General features: G+C 72.7%; 8 protein-coding genes. 4 read left to right on the plus strand and 4 right to left on the minus strand.

What is annotated here, in order from left to right; translation table 11 throughout:
* Positions 1-171: 171 nt before the first annotated feature.
* The 4 genes from ACWCPF_RS29905 to ACWCPF_RS29920 form a co-directional block, all read right to left on the minus strand.
* Positions 172-2,643 (minus strand): transglutaminase TgpA family protein, encoded by a 2,472-nt coding sequence (locus ACWCPF_RS29905; RefSeq protein ID WP_451048208.1) that lies wholly within the window; start codon positions 2,641-2,643, stop codon positions 172-174.
* Positions 2,640-4,022, minus strand: coding sequence for a DUF58 domain-containing protein (locus tag ACWCPF_RS29910; RefSeq protein ID WP_451048209.1), 1,383 nt, complete (start codon positions 4,020-4,022; stop codon positions 2,640-2,642). Before ACWCPF_RS29910 ends, ACWCPF_RS29905 begins: the two co-directional genes overlap by 4 nt.
* Entirely contained in the window at positions 4,022-5,056 is a 1,035-nt protein-coding gene (locus ACWCPF_RS29915) for an AAA family ATPase (RefSeq protein ID WP_451048210.1), read from the minus strand. The genes ACWCPF_RS29910 and ACWCPF_RS29915 overlap by 1 nt, the downstream gene beginning before the upstream one ends.
* A 313-nt stretch (positions 5,057-5,369) precedes the next feature.
* On the minus strand, positions 5,370-5,978 hold the full coding sequence (locus ACWCPF_RS29920) for a beta-class carbonic anhydrase (protein WP_451048316.1): 609 nt from the start codon (positions 5,976-5,978) through the stop codon (positions 5,370-5,372).
* Positions 5,979-6,209: 231 nt separating this feature from the next.
* On the opposite strand from ACWCPF_RS29920, the gene rsmH reads away from it, so the two are divergent.
* The 4 genes from rsmH to ACWCPF_RS29940 all read left to right on the plus strand — a co-directional run bounded on the left by rsmH (position 6,210) and on the right by ACWCPF_RS29940 (position 11,615).
* Positions 6,210-7,166 (plus strand): 16S rRNA (cytosine(1402)-N(4))-methyltransferase RsmH, encoded by a 957-nt coding sequence (gene rsmH / locus ACWCPF_RS29925; RefSeq protein WP_451048211.1) that lies wholly within the window; start codon positions 6,210-6,212, stop codon positions 7,164-7,166.
* Between the two features lie 44 nt (positions 7,167-7,210).
* Positions 7,211-7,807: a septum formation initiator family protein gene (locus ACWCPF_RS29930; RefSeq protein WP_451048212.1), complete on the plus strand. Its 597-nt coding sequence runs from the start codon at positions 7,211-7,213 to the stop codon at positions 7,805-7,807.
* Between the two features lie 5 nt (positions 7,808-7,812).
* Positions 7,813-9,780 (plus strand): peptidoglycan D,D-transpeptidase FtsI family protein, encoded by a 1,968-nt coding sequence (locus ACWCPF_RS29935; RefSeq protein WP_451048213.1) that lies wholly within the window; start codon positions 7,813-7,815, stop codon positions 9,778-9,780.
* Positions 9,781-9,929: 149 nt separating this feature from the next.
* Positions 9,930-11,615 carry a UDP-N-acetylmuramoyl-L-alanyl-D-glutamate--2,6-diaminopimelate ligase gene (locus ACWCPF_RS29940; protein WP_451048214.1) on the plus strand — a complete coding sequence of 562 codons (1,686 nt, stop codon included), beginning with the start codon at positions 9,930-9,932 and terminating at the stop codon, positions 11,613-11,615.
* The last annotated feature ends 4 nt before the right edge of the window (positions 11,616-11,619 follow it).

Genomic DNA, 11,619 nt, shown 5'->3' on the forward strand with positions numbered 1-11,619 from the left:
GGGCGACCACCCGGCCGGGTGGTCGCCCCCTCGGGCGTTTGCACTTCAAGCGTTGTCGCTCGGGCGTTGCTGAGGAGGAGGGAGCAGCCGACGCTCTTCGGCCATTCTCGGACGGCCGTTCCGCGTCGGCTGCTCCTTCCTCCTCAGCCGTTCCTCCTCAGCTGTTTCTCCTCAGCCGCTCTGCTGGCCCGACGGCCGGCGTACCAGAGCGGTCAGCCGGGCCGTCCAGGAGGCCTTGAGGGCCGTCCAGCGGTCGGAGAGGTCCCAGACCGCGCGGATGGCCGAACGCGGCGCCACGACGGCCCGCAGGCGCGTGCGCCTGCTGACCCTGCCCCGCAGGGCCGCCCGCACCGCGCGGACCTCGTCGGCCAGCCCGGACTCGGCCCTCGGCTCCGGCGCGTACAGCACCTGCTCCACGGCACCGGCGACCCGGTGCACCGAACGGGCCACCGTGTCGTCCAGCTCGCCGATCCGGACGATCCGTGCCGCCGCCCGCCGCGGGGTCAGCGCCTCGTCCGGCTCGATGCCGTAGTCCCAGGCCGTGTCGGTGAGCTCACGCCACACCGCCAGGACATGCCCGGCGGCCGCCGTGGCCGCTTCCTGCGGCGGCACGTCCAGCAGCACCGCCGGACCGGAGCCGTCCGCCGGCCGGACCGGGGGCGCACCGGCCGCCGCGGAGTGCTGGGCGGACGCCAGACGCACCGAACGCCGTCTCAGCCGCCACAGCATCGGCAGCAGGGGCAGGGCGAGTGCCGCGAAGCCCAGCAGCGCCCAGCCGGCGAGCTGGTACCAGGGGGTGCCATCGCCGGCCTGCTCGGTCGGGTCCGTCGGCAGCGCGCCCGCGCAGTTCTCCAGCTTCTTGTCCTCCGCCGAGCAGCTGGTGCTCGCCGAGGGTTCGGTCGACGGCGCGGCGTCCGCGGAGGACGTGGCCTGCGGCAGCTCGGGGAGGGCGTCGCCCGAGGTCTCCGGGATCGTGTAGGTGGGCGTCGTGCCCCGGGTCGGGGTCGGCTCGAAGCGGGTCCAGCCGACGCCCTCGAAGTACAGCTCGGGCCAGGCGTGCGCGTCCTTCAGACCGACCGCCACCGAGCCGTCCGCCTGTGGGGAACCCGGTGCGAAGCCCACCGCGACCCGGGCCGGTATGCCCAGCGTGCGCGCCATCGCCGCCATCGCGAACGAGAAGTGCACGCAGAAGCCCTGCTTGTCGCGCAGGAAGCGGGCGATCGCGTTGGGACCGTTGCCGACCTCGACCTCGGTGTCGTACTCGAAGCCGCCCGTCACCGCGAAGTAGTCCTGGAGCGCGACCGCCTTCTCGTAGTCGCTCTTGGCGTCCTTGGTGATCTCCTCGGCGCGCTGGGCCACCACCGCCGGCAGCGAGTCCGGGACCTTGGTGAAGTCCCGCTCGATCGAGCCGGGCGGCTCGGGCGCCGAGGCCAGCTGCTCCGCCGTCGGCTGCACGTCGAGGCTCGTCACCTGGTACGTCTTGCCGCTGGTGTTCTGGCCGTGGTCGCCGACCAGGGTCATGCCGACCGGCTCGTACCGCCAGTTGCCGTTGATCTGCACACCGCTGGGCGGGTACGGCATCGGCAGCCAGTCCTGGGAGTACCCCTCGGCCGCCGCGATCCGGGTCGTGATCTCCGCGCGCTTCACGGCGGAGCCCAGCCCGGTGGGCGAGGGGAAGTCGTCCGGCACGGCGACGATATGGCGCTTGGACGGCTTCCAGGTGGTGCCGTCGAAGTCGTCCAGGGACACGATCCGCAGGTACATGTCGGAGATGTTGGTGGTGTTGGTGCGCAGGGTCAGGACCGTGCGGTCCTCGTCCACGTTCAGGCTGTCGCGCAGGGACACCAGCGGGTTCACCGCGGAGATCGTGCCCCCGCCGCCGTTGCCCGCGCCCACCCCTGCGCCCGTCCCGTCCAGCAGGCCGCCCTGTATCGCCGGCAGGGGCAGCAGCGGCACCACGAGGGCGACGCCCAGCGCGGCCACGCCGATCCGCCGGCCGGTGCGCACCGGGGCCACCGGACCGGGCTGCTCGCCCGGGCCGCGCGGGGCCCCGCCGAAGACCCGGCCCCACTGGGAGAGCCGCTCCCGGCCCTCGGCGAGCAGCAGCAGCAGATAGCCGGCGGCGGCCACCAGGAACCACAGCCAGTCGGCCGCCCCGTCCGACAGGCCCGCGGCGACCGAGTACAGCGCCAGCAGCGGCAGGCCGGCCGGCGCGGCGTTGCGATACGTCACCGCCAGGGTGTCCACGGCCAGGCCGATCACCAGCACCCCGCCGATCACCATCAGCCGGATGCCTTCGGACAGCGGGGCCGGTATGGCGTACCGCCCCACGTCGTCGGCGCCCGTCTGGAGCAGGTCGCCGAAGTACCGGAAGGCCTCCGGGCCGGGGACGACGCCGGCGAGGGCGTGCTCCCGGGCGAAGACCAGGGTCAGCAGCACCAGCGTGACCAGGGCCTGGACGGCCACGGTCAGCGGCCGGGCCAGCGGCACCCGCCGGGTCGCCACGCCCACCCCGGACTGGATCGCCAGCAGGAACGCCGCCTGGAGCAGCCACGTCGCCGGTTCCACCAGGGGCAGCAGGGCGCACGACGCCATCAGCGTCGCCGCCGCCGAGCACAGCGTCAGTCGAGCCCGCCCGCTCATGATCTCCCCTCCCTGCCGCTCGCCCCGCTCGCGGCCACCATGCCCGCCCCGTCGCGGTCCGCCTGGCGCCACAGCTCGTTCAGCGAAACGCCCCGCGGCACGCTCACGGCCGTCCAGCCCGCCTCGCGCAGCATCCGCAGCCGCTCCTCCTGCCTGTTCATCGGATCGGGCACGGCGTTCGGTTCACGCACCCAGCTGTCGCCGTCCAGCAGGAAGGCGACCGCGCCTCCGCTGCGCTGGCGCATCTTCGCGGCCACCGCCGCCTGCTCCTCGTCGAGATCGCCGAGGAAGGCCACCAGCAGCCCTTCGTTGCCGCCGCGCAGCACGTCGTACGACCGGGACAGGCCCGTGCCGTCGGAGTGGTCGACCACGGCGAGGGTGTCCATCATCAGCCCGGCCGCGTCCGCCGACTCCTGGCTCGGCCCGGCGAACCCGTCGGAGCCCTCGCCCGGCACCGAGTCGCCGGTGTCCGTCAGCAGCCGTACGGAGAAGCCCCGCTCCAGCATGTGCACCAGCACGGACGCGGCGCCCGAGACCGCCCATTCGAAGGCGGCGTCCGGGCCGGCGCCCTGGTAGGCCAGGGCGCGGGTGTCCAGGAGTACCGTGCAGCGCGAGCGCTGGGGCTGCTCCTCGCGGCGCACCATCAGCTCGCCGTAGCGGGCGGTGAGACGCCAGTGCACGCGGCGCAGGTCGTCGCCGTAGCGGTAGCCGCGCGGGATCACGTCGTCCTCGCCGGCCAGGGCCAGTGAGCGCTGCCGTCCGTCGCCGTAGCCCTTGGCCTCGCCGGTGAGGCGGACCGGGGGCAGCGGCTCCACGCGCGGTATCACCGTCAGCGTGTCGAACGTGGAGAAGGCCCTGGTGAGCTCGCACATGCCGAACGGGTCGCTCAGGCGCAGCTGGAGCGGGCCGAGCGGGTAGCGGCCGCGCAGGTCGGAACGCACCCGGTAGGACACCTCGCGACGGCCGCCCGCCTCGACCCGGTCCAGCACGAAGCGGGGACGCGGGCCGAGGACGTAGGGCACCTTGTCCTGGAGCATCAGCAGGCCGGTGGGCAGCCGGGAGACGTTGTCCATCCGCAGATGGACGCGGGCCTCGCTGCCGGCGGGCACGCGCGCGGGGGAGAGCCGGCGGCTGCCGGCGACCCGGTAGCGGGTGCGGTAGACGACGGCCGCGCAGATCAGCGGCAGGGCGGCCAGCAGCAGTCCGACCCGCAGCAGGTCGGGCTGGCCGAGCACATAGGCGCAGACGGCGGCCGCGATGCCGGCGGCCAGGAAGGAGCGGCCGCGGGTGGTCAGACCGGCCAGGGCCGTGCGCACGCCGCCCTTCTCGCTCTGCTCGCCCCGGGCGGTGAACGGCTGTCCGGCCGCCCCGGTCGTCATCACAGCCTCCGCGACTGCTGCTGGCCGTACGCCTGCGTGCCGTGGCCCAGCGCGTACCCGTGCTGCTGGGGGGAGGAGGGTACCGGGGTGCGCTGGATGATCTCCTCGACGACCTGCTCCGCCGTGCGGCGGTTGAGCTGGGCCTGCGCGGTGGGCAGCAGCCGGTGGGCCAGGACGGCCACGGCGAGGTTCTGCACGTCGTCCGGCAGCGCGTAGTCCCGGCCGCTGAGGGCCGCCGTCGCTTTCGCCGCGCGCACCAGATGCAGCGTCGCGCGCGGGGAGGCGCCGAGTCTGAGGTCGGGGTGGGTGCGCGTGGCGGAGACCAGGTCGACCGCGTAGCGGCGCACCGAGTCGGCGACATGGACCCCGCGGACGGCGTCGATCAGCTTGACGATCTCGTGCGCGTGCGCGACCGGCTGGAGGTCGTCCAGGGGGCTGATCCCGCCGTGCACGTCGAGCATCTGCAGCTCGGCCTCGGGGCTCGGGTAGCCGATGGAGACACGGGCCATGAAGCGGTCGCGCTGGGCCTCGGGCAGCGGGTAGGTGCCCTCCATCTCGACCGGGTTCTGCGTGGCCACCACCATGAACGGGCTGGGCAGTTCGTAGGTCTGCCCGTCGATGGTGACCTGGCCCTCCTCCAGCGACTCCAGCAGCGCCGACTGCGTCTTCGGCGAGGCGCGGTTGATCTCGTCGCCGATCACGATCTGCGAGAAGATCGCGCCCGGCTTGAACTCGAACTCCCGGCGCTGCTGGTCCCAGATGGACACCCCGGTGATGTCCGAGGGCAGCAGGTCGGGCGTGAACTGGATCCGGCGCACCGAGCAGTCGATGGACTTCGCCAGCGCCTTGGCCAGCATCGTCTTGCCGACGCCCGGCACGTCCTCGATCAGCAGGTGCCCCTCGGCGAGGAGCACGGTCAGCGAAAGCCGTACGACCTCGGGCTTGCCCTCGATCACTCCCTCCACCGAACTGCGGACACGCTCCACAGTGGCGGTCAGATCTGTGAGGCTCGCTCGCTCGTCATAGGTCGTCACCCGGCCCTCCTCGGCCCAAAACTTTCTCCGGGCCGTCGCTCTGGCAAACCGGCCCACCCCGAATCACGGACGCCAGTCGCGAACTGCTCAGCGCGACGCCACACCCGCATTCTTGCTGCCGTTACCGATTCGTGTCACTCGCCTGTGGACAACTGTCCGCGATATGTCGGTGTTATGGGCATTTGGGTATCCCGGAGGCGGAAATCAACAGCGAAACGACAGTGAACGACACCGTACGCGAGCGGTTACGCGGGGTTTCGGGAGTGATGACGCGTGGTTCAGGGGGCGACTGTGAGGGTTTCGGGGGGGGCGACTACGCGGGGTCGACCTCGCGCAGCAGGCCCGTCTTCACGTCGAAGACGAAACCGCGCACGTCGTCGGTGTGCACCAGGAACGGCGAGGTGCGCACCCGCTGCATCGACTGCCGGACGTCCTGGTCGACGTCCCGGAAGGCCTCCACCGCCCAGGCCGGACGCTGGCCGACCTCCATCTCCAGCTCGGTGCGGAAGTCCTCGGTGATCGCCTCCAGACCGCAGCCGGTGTGGTGGATGAGAACGACGCTGCGCGTGCCCAGCTTGCGCTGGCTGATGGTGAGCGAGCGGATCACGTCGTCGGTGACCACACCGCCCGCGTTACGGATCGTGTGACAGTCGCCGAGCTCCAGACCGAGCGCCGCGTGCAGGTCGAGCCGGGCGTCCATGCAGGCCACGACCGCGACGTGCAGGACGGGGCGGGCATCCATGCCCGGGTCGGAGAAGGCGGCGGCATACCGCGCGTTCGCCTCCACCAGACGGTCGGTCACGGTGCCGCCGCGTATGGCGCTCGCGGACTCGGTGGGTACGGATGCGGAAGTCGTCATATCCAAGACGGTACTGGTCACGGCCGTTCCGGTCCTGGTGTGAGAAGGGAAAAAGAGCGTCATCACGTCCCGTTTGTGAGGTAAGCCACAAGGGTGTGGGAGGGTCGCGCGGGCCGGGCCGCGCCGCGCAGGCCGGTTGATTGACCGCGAGACAGCGTGGACTAAAGTGACGCGAAGCGGGAGGCGACGATCTCCCTGCTGGACTGAACTTCCCCGCGTGCCGCGGCAGGCCTTCCCCATACGAGAGGGCGGGGACCCGGCGGTGCGTCTTCCCGCCGGATCTGAGAGGGCCCCTTGAGCCAGAGTCGACACGTCCCGGTGATGCTCCAGCGGTGCCTGGACCTGTTGGCCCCCGCGCTCCAGGAACCGGGAGCGGTGGTCGTCGACTGCACGCTCGGTCTCGGCGGGCACAGCGAGGCCCTGCTGACACAGTTCCCCGAGGCCCGGCTCGTCGCCCTGGACCGGGACAAGGAGGCCCTGCGCCTGTCCGGCGAGCGCCTCGCCCCCTTCGGCGACCGCGCCACCCTCGTGCACGCCGTCTACGACGAGCTCCCCGAGGTACTGGACCGGCTCGGCATCGCGCGCGTGCAGGGCGTCCTGTTCGACCTCGGCGTCTCCTCCATGCAGCTCGACGAGGCCGACCGCGGCTTCGCCTACGCCCAGGACGCCCCGCTCGACATGCGCATGGACCAGACGACCGGCGTCAGCGCCGCCGAGGTCCTCAACACCTACCCGCCCGGCGAACTCGTCCGGATCCTGCGGGCGTACGGCGAGGAGAAGCAGGCCAAGCGCATCGTCTCGGCGGTGGTGCGCGAGCGCGGCCAGGAGCCGTTCACCAACAGCGCACGGCTCGTCGAGCTGATCCGTAACGCCCTTCCGCAGGCCGCGAAGCGCACCGGCGGCAACCCCGCCAAGCGCACCTTCCAGGCGCTGCGCATCGAGGTCAACGGCGAACTCTCCGTCCTGGAGCGGGCGATCCCGGCCGCGGTGCAGTCGATCGCCGTGGGCGGGCGGATCGCCGTCCTGTCGTATCACTCGCTCGAAGACCGGCTGGTCAAGCAGGTGTTCGCGGCCGGCGCCGCCAACACCGCGCCGCCCGGGCTGCCGGTCGTCCCCGAGCGCTACCAGCCGCGGCTCAAGCTGCTCACCCGTGGTGCCGAACTTCCCACCGAGGAAGAGGTCGCCGAGAACCGGCGGGCCGCCCCGGCGCGGCTGCGCGGGGCCGAGCGAATCAGGGAGTCCATCGAATGACGGGCGTGAGCCGAGGGTCCGGAATTCCACCTGGGGGAGGGCGTGTGGCCGGGAAACCCGAGTTGAAGGGGAGGGCCGCCCGGCTCGCGCGGCTCTTCCCGGCCGGCCCACGGCAGGCGGCCCGCACACCGTTCGTCCTCCTCGTGGTCCTCCTCCTCGGCGGCGGCCTCATCGGACTGCTCGTGCTGAACTCCGCGCTCAGCGAGGGCTCGTTCAAGATGGACGACCTCCAGAAGGACACCAAGAGCCTCACCGACGAGGAGCAGGCCCTCCAGCGGGACATCGACTCCTACTCGGCCCCCGACGCCCTGCAGCGCCGCGCACAGGAACTGGGCATGGTCCCCGGCGGGGACCCGGCCTTCCTGAACCCCGACGGCAGCGTGAAGGGCGTCCCGTCGCCCGCCCGGCAGCCCGTCCAGGACGCCCCCGCCGTCGTCCGGCCGCCCGAGGCCGTCCTGTTCTCCCAGACGATCGAGTCCTCGACGACGCCCGAGCCCAGCGCCTCGCCCGGACCCGACGACGCACCCGCCTTCGACGACGCACCCGTACCCGACGCCGATCCGGTGCCGGGCGACTCTCCCGTACCGGACCCGGCCGCCCTCGCCCCGACCGCGGCCGACCCCGAGACCCCCGGCAGGTGACGGAAGTGTCCGACAGGGAACAGCCGCGCCGGCGCGTGCCCGGCCCCGCCCGGCCCTCCCGCCCCGCGTCCGCCCAGCGGCGCCCGGGGCCCGGCGCCCGCCCGGCCCGCCGCCTGTCGGCGCCCGCCCCCCGGGCCGCCGCCCCGCGCGTCATCCGGCTCGGCAGCCCCCGGCCCCGGCTGCGCATGGTCGGCCTGGCGCTGACGCTGGTGCTCCTCGCCTTCGTCGTCCGCCTCCTCCAGGTGCAGGCCGTCGACGCGAGCACCTACACCGCCAAGGCCGAGCAGAACCGGTACGTCGGCCAGGTGCTGGCCGCCGAGCGCGGCGAGATCACCGACCGCACCGGCGTGGCCTTCGCGACCAGCGAGGACGCCTACGACATCACGGCCGACCCGACGATGTTCACCCGCACGCAGTTGAAGATCGACGACGGACCCGAGCGGGCGGCCGCCCTCCTCGCGCCGATCCTCGGCCAGGAGCAGTCCGCGCTCGTCACGAAGCTGCGGCCCAAGGACAAGAGCCTGCGCTACGTCAAGCTCGCCGGACGGCAGACCCCGCAGGTCTGGAAGCAGATCAGGGACCTGCGCTCCGCCCTGTCCACCAAGGCGGAGACGGACCGCACCACCGTCAACGTCCTCGCCGGCCTGTTCGCGGTGCCCAGCAGCAAGCGCGTGTACCCCAACGGCGAGCTCGCCGCCGGGATACTGGGCTGGGTCAACGCCGACGGCAAGGGCGGCGGCGGCATCGAGCAGCAGCTGAACGCGACCCTGGCCGGCCAGGACGGCAAGATCCGCTACGCCCAGTCCGGCGGCCGTCAGGTGCCCACCGCGGGCTCCACCGAGACCCCGGCGGTGCCCGGCTCCGACGTCGAGCTGACGATCGACCGCGACATCCAGTGGGCCGCGCAGAACGCCATCACCGAGCAGGTGAAGGAGTCCAAGGCGGACCGCGGCTACGTCATCGTCCAGGACACCCGGACCGGCGAGATCCTCGCCATGGCCAACTCGCCGGGCTTCGACCCCAACGACCTCTCCCGGGCCAACTCGGCGGACCTGGGCAACCCGTCCGTCCAGGACGCCTACGAGCCCGGCTCGACCGCCAAGGTCATGTCGATGGCCGCCGTCCTGGAGGAGAACGCCGCCACCCCGCAGACGCACGTCACCGTGCCCAACCGGCTGCACCGCGGCGACCGGCTCTTCCAGGACGACATCGACCACGCCACCTGGTACCTCACGCTGAACGGCGTGCTCGCCAAGTCCAGCAACATCGGCACCATCCTGGCCACCGGCCAGCTCGGCAAGACGCAGCCCCAGGCCAACCAGGTCCTCTACTCCTACCTGCGCAGGTTCGGCATCGGCAGCCACACCGGGCTCGGCTTCCCCGGCGAGACCAAGGGCATCCTCGCCGCGCCCGACAAGTGGTCGACCTCGCAGCAGTACACGATCCCTTTCGGCCAGGGCATGTCCCTGAACGCACTCCAGGCGGCCTCCGTGTACTCGACGATCGCCAACGGCGGGGTCCGCGTGGAGCCCACCCTGGTACGCGGCACCAAGGGACCGGACGGCCGCTTCACGCCCGCCGAAACTCCCGCGAAGACCCGGGTCGTCAGCCAGAAGACGGCGAAGACCCTCGCCCAGATGCTGGAGTCGGTGGTGGACGACGAGGAGGGCACGGGCGGCAAGGCGCGCATCCCCGGCTACCGCGTCGCGGGCAAGACGGGCACCGCCAACCGCGTGGATCCGGCCACCGGCACCTACAAGGGCTACACCTCGTCGTTCGCCGGGTTCGCGCCCGCCGACAACCCCCGGGTCACCGTGTACTGCGCCATCCAGAACGCCACCCAGGGCAGCTACTTCGGCGGCCAGATCTGCGGTCCCGTCTTCAAGCAGGTCATGGAGTTCGCCCTGAAGACCCTGCAGGTCCCGCCGACCGGCGCGAAGGCCCCGAGCCTCCCGGTCACCTTCTCGCCCTGACCGCCCAGCCCCGACCGCCCAGCCCTGACCGCACAGCCCCGACCGCCCAGCCCTGACCGCTCAGTTCCGACCGCCCAGCCCCGACCACCCCTCCGCCCACGACCCCCGTCCGCCACTGTTCAGCGCCGAACAAGCCAGGAACCAAGCCAGTGACCATGATCACTCCCGACCCCGGGACCACCGCACCGCCCGCGTCTCCGCCGCCCGGGCCCCCGCCCTCGCCCTCGCTTGGCCCGCGGGCGGGTGCGCCCGGTACGCTCACCGCCGTGCCACACGCTGATCAGTCCCAAACCACCCAGAAGGGCGCTTCCGTGACCTATCCGGGACCGCCACGACCGGCCCAGGTCTCCGCCACACCCCTCGCGGAGCTCGCCGATCAGCTGGGCGTCGAGCACCCGCAGGGCGCCGCCGTCGAGGTCACGGGCATCACCCACGACTCGCGCGCGGTCCGCCCCGGCGACCTGTACGCCGCCCTCCCGGGCGCCCGGCTGCACGGCGCCGACTTCGTCGCCCAGGCCGCCGGCCTCGGCGCGGTCGCCGTGCTGACCGACCCCACCGGCGCCGAACGCGCCGCCGCGACCGGACTGCCGGTCCTGGTGGCCGACGACCCGCGCGGGTCGATGGGCGAGCTGGCGGCCACGATCTACGGCCGGCCGGGCCGCGAGCTGCTCCAGATCGGCATCACCGGCACCTCCGGCAAGACCACCACCGCGTACCTCGTCGAGGGCGGCCTGAAGGCCGTCAGGTCCACCGGGCTCATCGGCACCGTCGAGACGCGCATCGGCGAGACGCGCATCAAGTCCGAGCGCACCACCCCCGAGGCCACCGACCTCCAGGCCCTGTTCGCCGTCATGCGCGAGCGCGGGGTCGAGGCGGTCGCCATGGAGGTGTCCAGCCACGCCCTGGTCCTCGGCCGGGTCGACGGCTGCGTCTTCGACATCGCCGTGTTCAACAACCTCAGCCCGGAGCACATGGAGTTCCACTCCGGCATGGAGGACTACTTCCAGGCCAAGGCGCGGCTGTTCACACCGCAACGCAGCAAACTCGGTGTGGTCAACCTCGACGACGCGTACGGGCGCAGGCTCGCGGGCGAGGCCACGGTTCCGGTCGTCACCTTCTCCGCCGAGGGCCACCCGGACGCCGACTGGCGCGCCGTCGACGTCGAGATCGGCCCCATGGACTCGACGTTCGCCGTCGTGGGCCCCGGCGGTGTGCGGGTCGCCGCCAAGGCCCCGCTGCCGGGCTCCTTCAACGTGGCGAACACCCTCGCCGCGATCGTCTCCCTCGCCGCCGCCGGCATCGACCCGCAGACCGCCGCCGACGGCGTCGCCGCCGTGCCGGGCGTGCCGGGCCGGCTGGAGCGCGTGGACGCCGGGCAGCCCTACCTCGCGGTCGTCGACTACGCCCACAAGACGGACGCCGTCGAATCGGTCCTCAGAGCGCTGCGCAAGGTCACCAAGGGCCGGCTGCACGTCGTCCTCGGCTGCGGCGGCGACCGGGACCGCACCAAGCGCGCCCCGATGGGCGCCGCGGCGGCCCGGCTCGCCGACACCGCCGTGCTGACCTCCGACAACCCCCGCTCCGAGGACCCCCTCGCGATCCTCGCGACCATGCTCGAGGGCGCGGCGTCCGTGCCCGCGCACGAGCGCGGCGAGGTCCTCCTGTTCGAGGACCGGGCCGCCGCGATCGCCGCGGTCGTCGCCCGTGCGCACGCCGGGGACACCGTGCTGGTCGCGGGCAAGGGCCATGAGCAGGGCCAGGACATCGCCGGCGTCGTCCGTCCGTTCGACGACCGCCAGGTGCTTCGCGAAGCTATCCAGCAGACCCAGGGATGAACTT

Source organism: Streptomyces sp. NPDC001858 (assembly GCF_053594615.1).

Coding starts and splice junctions, on each gene's coding strand:
- ACWCPF_RS29905 (WP_451048208.1), bottom strand. CDS start 2,643: ATGAGCGGGCGGGCTCGACTGACGCTGTGCTCGGCGGCGGCGACGCTG.
- ACWCPF_RS29910 (WP_451048209.1), bottom strand. CDS start 4,022: ATGACGACCGGGGCGGCCGGACAGCCGTTCACCGCCCGGGGCGAGCAG.
- ACWCPF_RS29920 (WP_451048316.1), bottom strand. CDS start 5,978: ATGACGCTCTTTTTCCCTTCTCACACCAGGACCGGAACGGCCGTGACC.